The sequence below is a fragment of the Citreicoccus inhibens genome, from assembly GCF_019039035.1.
In the GTDB taxonomy this organism is placed as follows: Bacteria; Myxococcota; Myxococcia; order Myxococcales; family Myxococcaceae; genus Citreicoccus; species Citreicoccus inhibens.
On record NZ_JAHNZT010000003.1, the window covers coordinates 350,532 to 365,920 of the forward strand.

The 15,389-nt window shown below is 68.4% G+C and carries 15 protein-coding genes; 11 read left to right on the forward strand and 4 right to left on the reverse strand.

Annotation, left to right across the window (positions count from 1 at the left end):
* Positions 1–219: 219 nt before the first annotated feature.
* A complete protein-coding gene (locus KRR26_RS06000) occupies positions 220–1,266 on the reverse strand; it encodes a DUF2169 family type VI secretion system accessory protein (RefSeq protein ID WP_236068323.1) in 1,047 nt (348 codons plus the stop codon).
* A gap of 96 nt (positions 1,267–1,362) precedes the next feature.
* Between KRR26_RS06000 and KRR26_RS06005 the strand changes: the two genes are divergently transcribed.
* The 3 genes from KRR26_RS06005 to KRR26_RS06015 all read left to right on the forward strand — a co-directional run bounded on the left by KRR26_RS06005 (position 1,363) and on the right by KRR26_RS06015 (position 2,518).
* Complete coding sequence (locus tag KRR26_RS06005; RefSeq protein WP_217079322.1) at positions 1,363–1,539, forward strand: WYL domain-containing protein; 177 nt, start codon at positions 1,363–1,365, stop codon at positions 1,537–1,539.
* Between the two features lie 119 nt (positions 1,540–1,658).
* The gene (locus KRR26_RS06010; protein WP_120201690.1) at positions 1,659–2,030 is read left to right on the forward strand and encodes a VOC family protein; all 372 of its coding nucleotides are present in this window, start codon (positions 1,659–1,661) and stop codon (positions 2,028–2,030) included.
* Positions 2,027–2,518 carry an EVE domain-containing protein gene (locus KRR26_RS06015; RefSeq protein ID WP_217079323.1) on the forward strand — a complete coding sequence of 164 codons (492 nt, stop codon included), beginning with the start codon at positions 2,027–2,029 and terminating at the stop codon, positions 2,516–2,518. Before KRR26_RS06010 ends, KRR26_RS06015 begins: the two co-directional genes overlap by 4 nt.
* A gap of 142 nt (positions 2,519–2,660) precedes the next feature.
* Here KRR26_RS06015 and KRR26_RS06020 read toward each other — a convergent pair whose 3' ends face one another.
* Positions 2,661–3,659, reverse strand: a complete 999-nt coding sequence (locus KRR26_RS06020; protein WP_120201695.1) for a coiled-coil domain-containing protein — start codon at positions 3,657–3,659, stop codon at positions 2,661–2,663.
* A 353-nt stretch (positions 3,660–4,012) separates the two neighbouring features.
* Here KRR26_RS06020 and KRR26_RS06025 point away from each other — a divergent pair, with 353 nt between their 5' ends.
* The 8 genes from KRR26_RS06025 (at position 4,013) to KRR26_RS06060 (ending at position 13,326) form a co-directional block, all read left to right on the forward strand.
* Positions 4,013–4,870, forward strand: coding sequence for an SDR family oxidoreductase (locus KRR26_RS06025; protein ID WP_217079324.1), 858 nt, complete (start codon positions 4,013–4,015; stop codon positions 4,868–4,870).
* A gap of 195 nt (positions 4,871–5,065) precedes the next feature.
* On the forward strand, positions 5,066–5,527 hold the full coding sequence (locus tag KRR26_RS06030) for a hypothetical protein (protein ID WP_217079325.1): 462 nt from the start codon (positions 5,066–5,068) through the stop codon (positions 5,525–5,527).
* A gap of 201 nt (positions 5,528–5,728) precedes the next feature.
* Positions 5,729–6,190 (forward strand): hypothetical protein, encoded by a 462-nt coding sequence (locus tag KRR26_RS06035; protein ID WP_147422857.1) that lies wholly within the window; start codon positions 5,729–5,731, stop codon positions 6,188–6,190.
* Between the two features lie 500 nt (positions 6,191–6,690).
* A complete protein-coding gene (locus KRR26_RS06040) occupies positions 6,691–7,182 on the forward strand; it encodes a hypothetical protein (RefSeq protein WP_120201703.1) in 492 nt (163 codons plus the stop codon).
* A 439-nt stretch (positions 7,183–7,621) separates the two neighbouring features.
* The gene (locus tag KRR26_RS06045) at positions 7,622–9,946 is read left to right on the forward strand and encodes a GMC oxidoreductase (RefSeq protein WP_217079326.1); all 2,325 of its coding nucleotides are present in this window, start codon (positions 7,622–7,624) and stop codon (positions 9,944–9,946) included.
* A 12-nt stretch (positions 9,947–9,958) separates the two neighbouring features.
* On the forward strand, positions 9,959–11,506 hold the full coding sequence (locus KRR26_RS37585) for a GMC family oxidoreductase N-terminal domain-containing protein (RefSeq protein ID WP_217079327.1): 1,548 nt from the start codon (positions 9,959–9,961) through the stop codon (positions 11,504–11,506).
* A gap of 23 nt (positions 11,507–11,529) precedes the next feature.
* Positions 11,530–12,573 carry an alpha/beta fold hydrolase gene (locus KRR26_RS06055; RefSeq protein WP_120202310.1) on the forward strand — a complete coding sequence of 348 codons (1,044 nt, stop codon included), beginning with the start codon at positions 11,530–11,532 and terminating at the stop codon, positions 12,571–12,573.
* A 99-nt stretch (positions 12,574–12,672) separates the two neighbouring features.
* Positions 12,673–13,326 carry a glutathione S-transferase family protein gene (locus KRR26_RS06060; protein WP_120201709.1) on the forward strand — a complete coding sequence of 218 codons (654 nt, stop codon included), beginning with the start codon at positions 12,673–12,675 and terminating at the stop codon, positions 13,324–13,326.
* Here KRR26_RS06060 and KRR26_RS06065 read toward each other — a convergent pair.
* Together KRR26_RS06065 and KRR26_RS06070 are read right to left on the reverse strand one after the other, a co-directional pair.
* Positions 13,298–14,290 (reverse strand): fumarylacetoacetate hydrolase family protein, encoded by a 993-nt coding sequence (locus KRR26_RS06065; protein WP_217079328.1) that lies wholly within the window; start codon positions 14,288–14,290, stop codon positions 13,298–13,300. The two genes, KRR26_RS06060 and KRR26_RS06065, sit on opposite strands and share 29 nt — an antisense overlap.
* On the reverse strand, positions 14,287–15,357 hold the full coding sequence (locus KRR26_RS06070) for a hypothetical protein (protein WP_217079329.1): 1,071 nt from the start codon (positions 15,355–15,357) through the stop codon (positions 14,287–14,289). Before KRR26_RS06070 ends, KRR26_RS06065 begins: the two co-directional genes overlap by 4 nt.
* Positions 15,358–15,389 lie beyond the last annotated feature (32 nt).

Sequence of the window (15,389 nt, forward strand, 5' to 3'; positions counted from 1 at the left end):
CGAGAGCGCTCTCCGCCAGGACCACCATGCGGTCCCGCGCACCGAGTTGCGGATCGAGCAGGCCGTCTGACGCGAAGACAAGCGGTTCGCCACTCGCGTCCACCAGGATTGGGTGCTCACGGACTCGGCTGATCTGGGCACGAACCGCGGCAGCGGAGCTCTCTGCGGAGAGCCCAACCGGGGTGCGTGCCCCCACCGCGACGACGTCGACCTTCGTGTTCACAGAGCACCCTCTCTCTCCACGATCTCGGTCTCGTCGAGATAGTCGACTTCCTGGGCGGCGACACGAAGCGCGGTCTGCCACACGACCAGGAGACGGTGCTCTTCGGGTTCGACAATGACCGTCACCATCTGGCCAGCATGCTCGCGACGACGAGCGCCAAAACGGCTCCGAAAAGAGAGGACAATCGTCGGCAGTCGCAGCCGGAGAACACCCTCCGGCGTCATGTGAACCAGTTCGATCAGCTCTCCGCCGACAAGATATCGGTGAAGACATTGATCCATGGGAGCGGAGCGCGCGAAGGCAGGGTCATAATCCTCCGGAAGCAGTGGCCGCTTCGTTCGAGCCCAACGTTCGTCATATGTCCCTGCCAGGTTGCGACGTGGAACCCAGGAGCGATCAATCGCACCGAACCCTGCCGGCCCCATCACCGCAGCATCACCTTGAAGGTACTCGAGGCAATGAGCCGGCTGGTCAACGAGACTCGCCGACTTCACGGCGAGACCGCGCCCAATCGGATTGCGCTCATCCATGCGATGTTTTCGTGAATCCGGGTCCGAAAAGTCCTGCCCGCCAAATGCCCACTCATACCGGATCTGCCGCGAGGAGAATGGACGAGGCGGAGACAGGTTCAACCCGAATACGCCTCGGCGATAGAAACGCTCCCCATGGACCAGCAGCCGCTTGTCCAATCCGCCCACCCGCAATGCGACCGGCACGGCTGCCGCAGGCTTGCCGCCAGGGGCATGGGCGTGGGCATTGACCAGAACGTCGGTGCCCGGCTTGGCTGCGAGAAGATCAGAATCGTACCGCAGACTCGAGGCCCCCGGCTCGCCGTAGTACTCGGGAACCAGAACAGGCAACATCTGCTCATCCGCGAGCTTGAGCTTCCCAGTAGGGAGTACATCGAAGGTTGCCTTGACGGCGACTACCCACCAATGAGCGCCATCGCGATCCCGCGTCCAGTTCCGCTCAGCAGCGTAGGCCGTGCGATTCTTCAGACACCACATAGTGCGCTCAAGCCCAGATTCGGCCTCGGCTTGCAATGATAGGTCACTCCATCAGCCACCCGCCGAACTCAAAGTGCCAAGGGCAGCAAAGCCCTCCTGGTGTGTTGGGGATAAGACAGCTTCAGCCGGGTCGTGGGTTTCTTCGACCGCGTGCGAGTCATTGTTGCGTGGTGCGAGCTGCGCGACGGCTTCCGCCACTTCCGGGTCGACCGCATCAGCGCCCTGGAGACCACCGACACGCGCTACCCCCGGTCCCGCCGGGAACTCCTGCGCTCCTGGTTCGAGTCCGAGCGCATCCCACCCCGGTAGCCACGCGCGCTGCTGACAGAAACTGACAGCACCGTCCCCTATGAGTCGTTTCACCGAACGCGGCGAACCCGCCTCGGACGACGGGGCCTTTCCCGTCGAGCCCTTCGGAAAACAAGCTCATGGCCACGCCCAACTTCATCCTCCTCTACGTCGACAACCCCACCGCCAGCGCCGCCTTCTACGCGAGCCTCCTGGGCCAGCCGCCCGTCGAGGCCTCCCCCACCTTCGCCATGTTCGCCCTGCCCTCCGGCTACATGCTGGGCCTCTGGGCCAGGCACACCGTGGCGCCCGCCGCCCAAGGCGCGGTGAGCGGCAGCGAGCTGGCCTTCACCGTCCCGGACGCCGACACCGTTCGTGCGTGGTACGCGGACTGGAAGGGCCGGGGACTCCCCATCGCCCAGGCGCCCACCGAGATGGACTTCGGCCACACCTTCGTCGCGCTCGACCCGGACGGGCACCGCCTGCGCGTCTTCGCGCCGGGGGCGCCGTGAGTCAGGGCTGGCTGGCGGTGGCCTCCGAGGAGCACGTCCTCCGAGGCCGACAGGGCGGCTTCATGCAGGTCTGCCATGGCAAGGGAGCACCGCTGCGACGCATCCATCCAGGAGACCGGGTGGTCTATTACTCGCCGACGGCGACGTTCCAGGGAAAGGACACGCTCCAAGCCTTCACGGCGCTCGGCATCGTGAAGACAGGCGAGCCCTACCGCTTCGACATGGGCGGCGGCTTCATCCCCTTCCGCCGAGACGTGAACTGGGTGGAGGCGACCAGAGCACACATCCGCCCGCTCTTGGATGTCTTGGATTTCTCAGCGGGCGTGCGCAACTGGGGCTACCGCCTGCGCGGCGGCTTGATTCCTCTCAGCGAGCACGACCTGGCGCTCATCTCCTCCGCGATGGGAGTGATGACTCAGGGCCGCGTGAGCGCGTTCTCGGCGAGCGCCTGGACGGAGAAGACCGCGAGGAGCTGTTCCGTCAGGTAATACCAGACCAGCACAGCAGCGAGGGCTCCACCAGGGAGCCCGTTGCCAATCCCCTGGAGGTCACGGGAATCCGCGGCACCACCACCATGCAGGCCCCGGCCCGCGCCCTCCTCCACGCCGAAGGAGGACGCTTGAGGCGCGACTACTTGTTCTTGCTGTACTCGCGGCTCGCGATGACGCCCTGGACCTCCGCCAGCGCGCGGGCTCCCGAGGCGGACTCCAGCGCCTTCTCAGCGATGGTCTGCACCTGGCGCTTCGCCTCCGCCAACTCCGCCTGCAGGGCCTGGAGCGCCGCGGCCTGACGTACGTTCGTCTCCTTCAGCGAGGACACCTCCATCCCCGCCACGCGCTGCGCCGTCTCCGCGTCCTTCTGCGCCAGCGTGAACTTCAGCTCCCACTCCGACTTCACCCGGCTGCCGACAATGGCCGAGGCGGCATCCACCTCGCGCTTCGTCACCGCCGGGAAGTCGGCCACCTGCTTGCGCAGGTCCGTCAATTCCTTCTCACGCAGCGCCAGCGCCTCCTCGCGCGTCGCCCAGTCCTTCTCCAGCTTCTCCTTGCGGTCACGCTCCTGGGCCGACTGCTGGCGCAGCACCTCCTGGAACGCGTCCTGCTCCTTCTTGCGGTGGAGCTGGATGTCATAGACATACGCCTCATCGGAACGCTTGCGAGCGACCTCCGCCGCCTCGCGGTCCGCCGTCAACTCGGCCTGGAAGCGCGCGCGGGACTCCGCGGCCTCCTTCTGCATCCGCTCCAACTCCACGTGCAGCTCCGCCTTGCGGCGATCGTACTCCGCCACCAGCACGTCGATGGCGCTCGCGGCCACGTCTCGGCCGTGCAGGGCCGCCAGCTCCTCGGTCTTCAGCCGGATGGCCTCATCCAGCTTCTTCAGCTCCTCCACGAGCGCAATCACCTGCTCGTTGATGCCGCCGAGCGTCTTGTTGATGGTGAGCCCCGCCTCGGTCACCTTCTTCACGGCCGACTCGGCCGTGAGCCCCGCCACGCCCGTCAGCACGCTGCGCGCGTGGATATTCCGAGCGTCCTGCTCCTTCGCCGGAATGACAGGCTTGTTACGAACCTTGCGAGACATGTCATCAAACGCAGCCTTGGTCTCCTCGGTAGAACGATTGCGCGCGGCCATGGAATCCTCCAGGTATGGGAATGGCGTGGAAATGGGATGGCCCGAGAGCGCCGCTTCGGCGCTGCCCCCTCTCGGCTGGCCATGCGAGAGTTCTACCCTTCAGGTCTGACATTGCCGGCGGTGAGGACCGCCAGGACAGGGCCCCTCGCCCGCCTCCTCACGACGACCTGGGGAAGTGCCCCCGTGTCCGCCCAAGTCTCCAAGTATGACCACCGGGCCTGGACGAATGGACCAAGGAAACGGAGTTTCGCACATGGTTCGTCCGGACCCTCCGGACTAGTTCTACGCCATCGAAAGGGAGTCACTCACCGGCCCTTCATGGCGAAGGGCGTGGACTCCCATTGAGGCAGCACATGTTCGTCGTGACCGGAGCCAATGGAAGTGTCGGCAACGCGCTGGTGCGGAATCTGCGGCGAGCGGGCCACGCCACGCGGGCCGTGACGAGGGATGCGAAGCGGACGGTGGTGCCCGAGGGCACCGAGGTCGTGACCGGCGACCTGACGAAGGCGGAGTCCCTGCGGCCCGCGTTGCACGGGGCCCAAGCGCTGTTCCTGTTGATGACCGCGGGTGACGTGGCCAACCGCGTGAACCTGCCCTCCGTGCTCGCCCTGGCGCGCGACGCGGGGGTGAAGCGGGTGGTGGTGGTGTCGTCCCTGCTCGCGGGGACGCATCCCCACACGCTCCCCGGCGGCGGCGCGCTCATGGGCGAGCAGTTCGTGCGGAACAGCGGGCTCGAGTGGACGATCCTGCGGCCCTGGGAGTTCGCCTCGAATGTCATGGCATGGGTGCCCACCATCCAGTCCGAGGGCGTCGTGCGAGTCGTCACTTCTGGCCTGCCCTCCGTGGCGGTCCACCCCGGTGACATCGCCGACGTGGCCTTCCATGCCCTCACCGAGTCGGGCCACGCGAGGGCCATCTACCCGCTCACCGGACCCGAGGCGCTCACGCCGCAGCAGAAGGCTCACGCCATCAGCGTGGCCCTCGGACGGGAGCTGACGTTCATCGACCAGAATGACACGCAGGCGCTCGCCGAGCTGGCGAAGCAGGCCCCGGACGACGACTCCGTGAAGTTGATGATCCCGGGCGTGTGCGGCCTCGAGAGCCCCGCCTACGTCCCCACCATGGAGCGAATCGCGGGCATGCCGGCGCGCACCTTCCAGCAGTGGGCCCATGAGCACGTGAACGCCTTCCGTCTGGCTCGCTCGGCGTGAGCAGTCATTGCCTACTCTCCCGGGGCGGCGCGAACCTGCCGCTCTGGGAGGGCCTGTGTTGATTACCCAACAGGGATTGATTCTGAACACTCCCGAGGGATTGAGGAACCAGCGCCCATCCTGCTTAGCGTGTCTCACCTGGTGCGGCGACGCTCCATTCCCGGAGCGACGCCGAGCACAAGGGGGGAGCTGGTCATGAAGCTGGGAATCACGATGCTGCGCGCTGTGGTGGCGGTGTCCGCGGTGCTGGCCCTGAGCGCCTGTGGTTCGGTGCCGTCGGATGAGGCCTCGATGGCCGGGGACGAGTCCTTGACGGAGTCCAAGGCGGGCCTGGGCAGCTGCCCAGGCTATGACTCCTGCGCCAACTTCTCCCCCTGGTACGAAACCAACGCGAACGCCTACTGCGACGTCGCCGGGTCCTGTGGCTATGTGTGGGCGTGTGACAATTACTGCATCGGAGGCGGCCAGGCGCCCGCCGAGGTGAAGCCTGGCAGCGACCCGAGCCTCATCCCGGATTGCCCGTGCGGCAACGCCTACCGCCAGGCCAAGCCCGCCACGTACGGACTCCAGGAGCGCTACCGCTACTGCTACAATCAGGCTGGCCAGGGCTGCACCGACTACGAGCACCAGTACGCAGTGCACGCCTGCGGTTGCTGAAGCCCTCCGCCGAGTCCCCGCTCCCCCTCCTGGGGGAGCGGTCCGCTCACGGCCCCACCGCATCTGTCCTTGAGCGAACAGTGGTGGATGCCCGACAGACCGCACTCTTGATAGGGCAAGCTCATTCGAGCCTAATCTGAAATTCCCGTGTCGCTACGCCTCATCCTCGGGGCGCACGCCGGCACGAGGAAGGAACAGCCCATGAAGGTAGGAATGACGTTGCTGCGCGCGGTGGCGGCGGTGACCGCGGTGTTGGCCTTGAGCGCCTGCGGCGCGATGGCGAGCGATGAGGCCCCGATGACGGGCGATGACTCCGTGATGGAATCCAAGGCCGCGCTGGGAAACTGCCCGGGCTATGACTCCTGTGCCGAGTTCTCGCCCTGGGTCGACGTCGCCGGTTCCACCTCCTGCGGCAACGACACGGGATGTGGCATCGCCTATCTTTGCGTCTATTGCGTCGCGGGCGAGCCGCAGGACAGCCAGAAGCACGACGCCGACCCGAGCTTCATCCCCGTTTGCGAAGATGGCAAGTGCCTGCAGACCACGGGCAAGCCCGCCACCTTCGGGCAGCAGACCCGCTACCGCGTCTGCTACAACCCGACGGGCCAGAGCTGCACGGATCGGCAATACCAGACGGGCGCGCGGCTCCGCTGCGGCTGCTGAGTCCCGAGCCCGCGCACACCGCTCCTCGCCGTAAGAGGAGCGGTCCCACCGCCAGCGTGCACCCGCCCATGGCCGTTCCCAGAACATCCGTGGCGCAGCGGTGCGCGGGTTCAGCCTTCAGGGTGGGTGCGCGGTGGAGGACCTTCTCGCCGTAACGGGAAGAGTCACAGCCCGCCCCGAAGAGTAGCGGATTGTGCCACAGCGGGACGTGTTCGACCGAGGCGCCCCATTCGCCGCCCCCCGACCACACTGGCTATTCACTTATTTCCGGACTTGGCACGCATATTGCAATGCCAACCTCCGCCACCTTGAGTGAGGTGGTCGGCGCTTGAGTGAACCAGTAACTGTTGAGCGGGGATCCTCTCTTGAAGACAGACTCATTGAAGCTCTCGACTCTCTGCGTGGCTCTTTCTCTCATGTCCGGCTCCGCGATGGCCGGAGACCGTTTGGGCGGAGCTCCGCAGTCCCGAGCGGCTGGTTCGGCGACTGCGTCGGCTTGCATGGATCTGTCGAGTGACCTCATCCAGGCAGCCGATGCCAAAGGCATCCCTATCAACAAGGAGGAGATTGTCACGATGACGGCGGAGGACCTCGCCTTCGCCGCCACCAGCATCGCCGGCTCCGAGCAGATCCCGGCCACTCGGTTCAATGACGGCGTCGATGTTGCCTTCGTTTACCTCAACTCTCCTGACTCCGGCATTCCGGCTGGCTTCTATCGTCTGAACGCCAGAGCCAATGCGAGCGACATCCGGGTCGGCTCGTATTCCGGTACGGTCGGCCTCATCGACCAAGATGGACTAGAGGTCACGAGGCTCGCCGCCAGCTTCGAAACCGCCACTCTGACGGTCCCCACTCCACTGCCATTCCCCCGGACGATGATCTCGTCGAGGATTGACACCTTGAGCATCAATAGGAAGAAGCTCAAGGAGGTCTGGGTCGTCGCTGTTCTCGGGTACAACCATATCATCATTGCTCTCTACGACGAGAAATGACTCTTCGCCCGAGGTCGGGCTGCGCCTGACATGCACTGGGATTCAGGCCCCCGACGCTTGAGTGAGCACCGCCTCCAGGCGGGCCAGCGCCCTCACTGTCCATGGTCGGGCAGTGAGGGCTGCCCGACCAATACCCGAACGGCGAATTCCTCTCCTGCGGCTGCTGGGTTCGCTCCCGCTCCCCGAACGGGCCGTCATCCCGCCTGACAGCCAGACGTCATGGCCTTGCCTTGGATGTGACCCGACGGGACGGCGGGCGCACTCCGCCCCTCCAGCCACCTCCCTTCATCGCCCAGCTGAAGTCCGGGAATCCCGGGCGACGTGGCGCATGCCCTCCTGCGTCATGTGCCCTGGCGTCGCACCGGACCAAGGATTCGGGCGCCGGCCGTTGTAGGAGACGACACGCGCCACGCGGACGTGGGAAGGGACGAGGGGGCACATGGGGCACGCGTACGATTGCCTGGTCATCGGCACCGGCTTTGGGGGCGCGGTGGCCGCATGCCGGCTGGCCCAGGCGGGCCTGTCCGTGCGCGTGCTGGAGCGTGGGCGCCGCTACCCGAAGAACTCCTTCCCTCGGGACTGGTCCAACCCGCTCAACGGCTGGCTGTGGCAACACGCGCAGGGCCTCTTCGACGTGAAGCTCATGCCAGGGATGAGCATGGTGCAGGCCGCGGGTTACGGCGGCGGCTCGCTCATCTACGCGAACGTGCACCTGCGCCCGCCCGCCGAGACGTTCGCCTCGGGCTGGCCCGAGGGCTACGGCCGCGCCGAGTTGGATCCATACTACGACCTGGTCGCGTACATGCTGGACCTCCAGCCCATCACCGCGCGCGCGGGCGAGCTGCCCATCAAGACGCGGCGCATGCGCGAGGTGGCGCGCTCCCTCGGACGTGAGGCGCAGTTCTTCCACCCCGATCTCGCGGTCAACTTCACGCCCGCGCGCGAGACGGTCCTCAACAAGTTCAATGTCCCGCAAGAGGGCTGCAACCTCTGCGGCGAGTGCGACATCGGCTGCAACGTCCACGCGAAGAACACGCTGGACCTCAACTACCTCGCCGTCGCCGAGCAGCGCGGCGCCGAGGTGACGACCCAGGCCGAGGTCACCCGCATCGAGCCGCTGTCCCTTGGCTATCGCGTCACGTACACGGACCACGCCACGGGCGGAGTGCCGCGCTCCGTGGACGCGCGCCGCGTCTTCCTCTGCGCCGGCGCGGTCAACACCACCGAGTTGCTGCTGCGCTGTCGCGATGATTGGGGCACGCTGCCTCGGCTGAGCGAGCGGCTCGGGTGCCGCTACTCGGCCAATGGAGACTTCCTCGCGTTCGCCTTCGACACGCGCGAGATGTGGGACCCCGCTCAGGGCCCCACCATCACGACCAGCCTCGTGGTGGACCAGGGTCAGGGCGCGGACAAGACGTGGTTCCTCTTCCAGGAGGGCGGCCACCCGTCGCAGATCGCCGGCCTGATGCACCTCATGGCGCCGGGGCATGACGCCTCAGTGCCCTCGGACGCGCTTCAGGCCGAGTTGGTGAAGGCCCTGCGGCTGCGCTCCCGCGACCTGGCCGCCATCGACGCCCAGGCGGGCCGCTTCCAGGCCGTGTTCCTCGCCATGGGCCGCGACAAGGGCAACGGCAAGCTGTCCCTCGCGCCCCTCACGCGAGAGCTGAAGGTGAAGTGGGACGTGCCCGGCAACCTGCCCCTGTACCGGACTCAAGAGCAGCTCTGCGAGGACGTGGCCCGGGCCCTGGGCGGACGCGCGGCCTACAACCCGCTCTGGTCGCGGCTGCACATCCCTGTGTCCGTGCACAACCTGGGCGGCTGCGCCATGGCCGAGGAGCCCGCCTACGGCGTGCTCACGCCCGACGGTGAAGTTCACGGCCATCCCGGTCTCTACGTGCTCGATGGCGCGGCGCTGCCCGCCAGCACGGGCGTCAATCCATCCTCCACCATCGCCGCCGTGGCCGAGCGCAACGTCGAGCGAGCCATTCGCGTGGCGCGCGGGGCTCCGACCTGGACCGCGCCCGAGCGCGCCCCCGCGCCGTTCACCTCGGCCCTCCGCGCGACACCGCCGCGCGTGGTGCCCCGCATCGACCCCATGGCGTCCGTGGTGATTCCCAAGGAGGGCACCCCGCCCTCTGCCACCCCGGTGGTGGGCCTGCGCTTCACCGAGCGGATGCGGGGCTTCATCGCCCCAGGCCACCTCCCCGTGGACGACTACGCCGGCGCGGAGCGCGTGGGCCAACGCGCGGGCACCGTGGCCGACTTCACGGTCACCATCAGCGCGCTCAACCTGGACCGATTCCTCGCGGAGCCCACCCACGCGGCGCTCGCGCAAGGCACCGTGCACGTGCACGGCCTCACCCCGCCCGAGGGCGCGACGGTAGAGCACGGCCTCTTCAACCTCTTCGTGGACGCGGCCGGCTTCTACGAGCGGCGCATGTTGTACCTGCTGCCGTTCACCGGGATGGATGGGCAGCCCTATCTGCTGGATGGCTTCAAGGACGTGAGAGACCACGGCGCCTTCGACGTCTGGGGGGCCACCGCCACGCTCCACACCGTCATCCGCCGAGGCCACCTGCGCGGCGGGCCCGTGGTGTCCAGCGGCATCATCCGTCTGCATCTGCCGGACTTCGTGCGACAGGTCACCACCTTCGAGGTGCTCGGCACCACCTCCCCCGTGACCCAGGCGGACGCGCTGCGACGCTTCGGGGCCATGTTCATGGGCTCGCTGTGGGACGTCTTCGTGCGTCCCCGAATGGAATAGGAGACGCGCGACGTGGTGACGGCAACGCGGTACGACGTGGTGGTGGTGGGCTCTGGCTTCGGCGGATCCATCAGCGCCCTGCGCCTGGCGCAGGCCGGCAAGTCGGTGGCGGTGCTGGAGCGCGGGCGGCGCTACCCCCCCGGCCAGTTCCCCCGAGACGTCACGCAGGCGGACTCCCTGCTGTGGCGTCACGCGTCCCGGCCGAGCGCCCAGGGCCTCTACGACGTGCGCTTCCTGTCTGGCATTGGCACGGTGACAGCCAGTGGCGTGGGCGGAGGCTCGCTCATCTACGCCAACATCCACGTGCGCCCGGATGCCGTCGTGTTCCAGGACCCGCGCTGGCCGCGCACCTGGACCCGCGACGCGCTGGAGCCCTACTTCGACAAGGTCGCGCGCGAGCTGCGGCTGTCGCCCGTGCCCGAGTCCTTCCACCTGCCCAAGCGCGAGGCGTTCAAGCGCGCCGCGAACCACATGGGCCGCCCCACATTCGACCCGCCCGAGGCCGTGTCCTGGACGGAGGCCTCCGCGCCGGGCCGCAAGCCGTGTCAGCTCTGCGCCGAATGCGAGTTCGGCTGTCAGCACGGCGCGAAGAACACGATGGACCTCACCTATCTGGCGCGCGCCGAGGCGCTGGGCACCACCGTCCTGCCGCGCATGCAGGTGTCCCACGTCGAGCCCGTCGCGGGCGGCTACCGCGTGCACGCCACCGACCTGGCCACGGGCGAGGCGCGCGTCGTGGAGGGCGCTCGCGTGGTGCTGTCCGCCGGCACGCTGGGCACGGTGGAGATCCTGCTGCGCAGCCGAGACCGGGCGCGCACCCTGCCCCGCGTCAGCGCGCGACTGGGGCATGGGTATTCGGGCAACGGAGACTTCCTCGGCTCGCTCCAGAACGCCCGGGAGGACTTGCAGCCGTGGGTGGGCCCGGACGTGGCCACGGTGATGAAGTTCTTTGACGCCGAGCCGCGCTTCACCCTGGTGACGGCCACCTTCAACCAGCCCGTGACGGAGGTGCTCGCGGGCATGGGGCAGCCGAAGCTCGGCCCCTTCCAAGGCATTGGCGCGCCGCTGTGGACCTGCCTGGGCCCCTTGCTGCACCAGGCCCTGGCCAAGGGGCTCTTGAGCAAGCCATTGGGCCCCGTGGCGAACGCGGCGGGCGCGTGCAACCTGTTCGCCATTGGCCAGGACAACGCCAATGGGCGCATGGGCCTCAAGGGGGACCGCCTGGACGTGGAGTGGGACTTCGCGCGGGAGAACGCCGCGCTCGTCGCGCGCATCTCCGAGGCGATGGACGAGCTGGCCTCGCAGTACGGCGCCACGTACGTGCCGCTCGTCACGTGGCAGCTCTTCCGCCGCCCCATCACCGTGCACTCGCTGGGCGGAGCGCACCTGGCCGAGTCACCCGAGCAGGGCGTGGTGAGCACCGAGGGCGAGGTGTTCCATCACCCGGGCCTCTACGTGGCGGATGGCTCGGTCATCCCCACGGCCATCGGCTTCCATCCGGTGATGACCATCAGCGCGGCGGCGGAGCGGATCGCCGAGTCCGTGGCGCAGAGCTTCTGACCTCTTTCGACATGGAGCAGACCATGGTTTCCCTCCCCTCTCCCGAGCGCCACGACTTCTTCGCGGACGACGGCTCGCCCCTCCAGCTCACGCGCTATCGGGGCGGCGCGAAGGGCCCGGTGCTGCTGGTGCACGGCGCGGGCGTGTGGAGCGGCATGTTCATGCTGCCCACCCTCGAGGAGAACTTCGTGCAGCACCTGGTGCGCCATGGCTACGACACGTGGCTCTTGGACTGGCGCGCGAGCACGGAGATGCCACTCACGCAGTTCTCGCTCGATGACGCGGCGGCGAACGACATGCCCGCCGCGGTGAAGAAGATGCGCCAGATGACGGGCGCGCCGTCCGTGCAGGCGGTGGTGCACTGCGCGGGCTCGGTGACGTTCTTCATGGCGCTGGCCTCGGGCCTGTTGCCGGACGTGCGCGCCGTGGTGGCCTCGCAGGTGGCGATGCACCAGGACGTTCCGCCGGTGACTCAAATCAAGTCCCTGATGCGCGTGCCCGAGCTGCTGGATATCGGGCTCGACTCGCTGTCTCCCACCGAGGATGCGCAGCACCCCTTGTTCCAAGCCGCGTTCGGGGCGCTGGCCAATGCGCTCCACCTCGAGTGCGACAGCACCGTGTGTCATCGCCTCACGTTCATGTACGGGCACCTGTTCCAGCACGCGCGCCTCAACCGCGAGACGCACGCGCGGTTGGATGAACAGTTCGGCCGGTGCAATCTCCAGACGTTCCGCCACCTGGCGCAGATGGCTCGCGCGGGCCACTCGGTGGGCTACGACCACGGGCGCGCGGAGAACCTGCGCCGCCATGGGCAGACCACGCCGCGCACGTACCTGCATCCCGAGCACCTGCGCCTGCCCATCACCTTCGTGTCCGGGGAGCACAACCGGACGTACCTGCCCACGTCCACGGAGCGCACCTGCGCATGGCTGCGCGCGGCGCACGGCGAGGGCCTCTATCAGCGCCACCTCCTGGAAGGCTACGGCCACCTGGACACGTTCATGGGGGCCACCGCGGCGCGGGACACCTACCCCGTGATGCGCGAGGCGCTCGAGGCCACCGCCTGAGTCACGGTGAAGCGCTGGCGGCCCCGTTCAACCGCGCTCGGTCTTCTTGCGACGGCGGGACTCCGCGGCCAAGGATGGTCCCCCAGGAGGAGGTACGCGATGACCATCACCCTCACCGCCTTTGACCGCTCACCCGATGGTGGCAAGGGACTGGCGCGCGATACACGCGTCCGCTGGGCGCTCGAGGAAGTGGGCCTGCCCTACGACGTTCGCCCGGTTTCGTTTCGCGCCATGAAGGAGCCGGCCCATCTGGCGATTCACCCCTTCGGCCAGATTCCGACCTATGAGGAAGGCGACCTCGTCCTGTTCGAGTCGGGGTCGATCGTGCTCCACCTCGCGGAGCGCCATGCGGGCCTGCTGCCGGACGATGCCCCTGCACGGGCGCGGGCGATCTCCTGGATGTTCGCCGCGGTCAACACGATGGAGCCGCCAATCCTTGACTTCGCCAACATGCGAATCCAGGAGCGGGACAAGCCTTGGTACGAGGCACGTCTGCCTTTGGCGGAGGAGCGCGTCCGAGGCCGGCTGAGTCAACTCTCCACGCGGCTGGGCGATGCCGACTGGCTCGACGGGGCCTTCAGCGCAGGAGACCTGATGATGGTCTCGGTGCTGCTCCGATTGAGAGCATCGGGCCTCCTGGATGACGCTCCGAACCTGGTCGCCTATGTCGCCCGTGGGGAAGCACGGCCGGCCTACCAGCGGGCGTTCGAAGCGCAGCGGGCGTTCAACACCGGCCAGCCGGCGCCCCGTTGACGGTGAGGGCGTCCGCGCCACGCGACGTACCGCCCGAGCCGGTGCGCAGCGCTCCCGCCTGAGTCACCGTGAAGCGGTGGTGGCCCAACACTCCGGCCTCCATCTCCACCACATCCCCCGGGCGGAGCATGCGCGGGTTCTCCGCGTGGGCGCGCAGCGCCGCGGACAGTCGGGCAAGCGGCCCCGGCAAGAGTGACGCGAGCCGGCGCTTCCAGGCGGGCACCGTGAAGGCCACACCCGACGGCGTGCCGGTGAGCACCACGTCGCCTCGGGCCAGGAGCCCATCCGGTGCGGCGCGGGCCGCGAGGGTGAGCAGTTCGCGCGGGGTCGCGATGAGGTCCATCGTGCGACCGCGCTGCCGGAGTTCGCCGTTGACGCGGAGGGTGAGCGTCACGTCCAGGCAGGCATCGACCTGGGGCACGTCCGGCACCCACAACGTGGGCCCTGGCACCAAGAAGCCCGGGAAGCTCTTCGCCGCGCCCCAGAAGGCCATGCGGTCGGGACGTCCCTCGCCCAGCACCTGCACCGTGCGCGCAGTCACATCATTGGCGACGAAGTAGCCCACCGGCGGCGCGAAGTCCTCCCGCGCGAGCGCCTCCGCTCGCACGTCTTCGAGCAGCAAGAGGCCCAGCTCCACTTCGTAATCCAGGAGCGGCGGCAGCGCGGGGAAGCGCGCCGCGAGTCGAGCCGCGAGCGTGGCATCCAACCGCGACACCGCCTCCACCAACGCTTCGCGCGGCGGGGCCATGACCTCACTGCCTTCTCGCAGCAAGGACGCGGCCTCCTTGGCGAAGACGGCGGGGCCACCCGACTCGCCCCCGGTCTCACGCAGGTGGGCCGCATGGGTGAGCCCCAAGGCGTGCACGCGCCCCGGTGACAGGCGCAGCGGCTCGGTATGTCCCGGCGCGTGGTCCGCGGCGAGCGCGCGCATGAGCGCGGGTGCGGCCGAGCGGGCGCGGCTCATCCGACGTCCCCCATCGCGCGCGGCGTAGGCTCGGAAAGCGCGGCGTCATCCCAGCCCAGGTAGCGCACGTGCTCCAGCTTCTCGGGGGCGTGGAACTCCAACGCGCCCACCGTCGAGGTCAACCGCCCCGTCTGTCGCCACGCCGCGAATGGATGCGGCCGCGTGAAAAGCTCCACCTCACAGCGCGCTACATCGCTCTGCGCGACGTGCACGTCCCAGCCCTCCGGGTCTCGGTAGGCGTACCCCACCAGCGTGCGGGGATCGCACCATGCGCGCCCTCGCATCGCGGCCGTGGCCGTGGCCGTCCGGAAGTGAACCTCACCGGGGCGCGGTGACTCCATGCGCGAGAAGAGGAGCCCGGGCACCTCGTGAAACGTGTGCCGTGCGTCGGCCGTGCGCAGGTAGATGGGTGTCAGCCGAGGCGACAGCGCGCTTCGCCGGGGCAGCACGGTGAGCGCCTCCAGCCGCGCCTCGGGGTCCTCTTGGAAGCGCGGGCAGTACAGCCACGTCAGCTCCTCCAGGCGCCTCCGCCCCCACAGGTGCTTCTGCAATCCGGGCGCGCCGCGCACGTCGTAGCGCTGGCCGTCCACCGTGACGGTGCCCGTGAAGGACACATCGTCCTGCGAGTGGTGCACGTGCGTAGGCAGCGGCAACAGGCCGGTGCCCCGAGGCTCGCGCCGCACCGACACGGCGTCCTCGGGCGAGGAGCGCAGGTCCCACGCAATGGAATGGCCGCCGGAGTCCACGCGGCCATGGCAACGCCCAGGCGCCAGCTCCGACTCGCCAATGCGGATGCCGAAGCGCCCCGTCGTGGAGGCCTCGAAGTCCGTGACGGGGTGGATGGACTTGAGCGCCACCGCGGGCCGGGCATCCGAGGCGCAATCGAAGGCCGCCGCCCACACCGTGGCCCGAGGCTCGCCCGGCGCTCCCGGGGCCGGCGTGAAGAGGGTGTAGCGCAGCCACCAGGCGCGATCGCCCCCAAGGTCCAACACCACCACGAACCAGATCTCGAAGAACCCGGCCTGCCCCCTCCAGCGCGGCAGGTTGGCGCGCTCACTCGACCGCATGCGACTCCCCCCATCCAGATGACGGCGCGTAC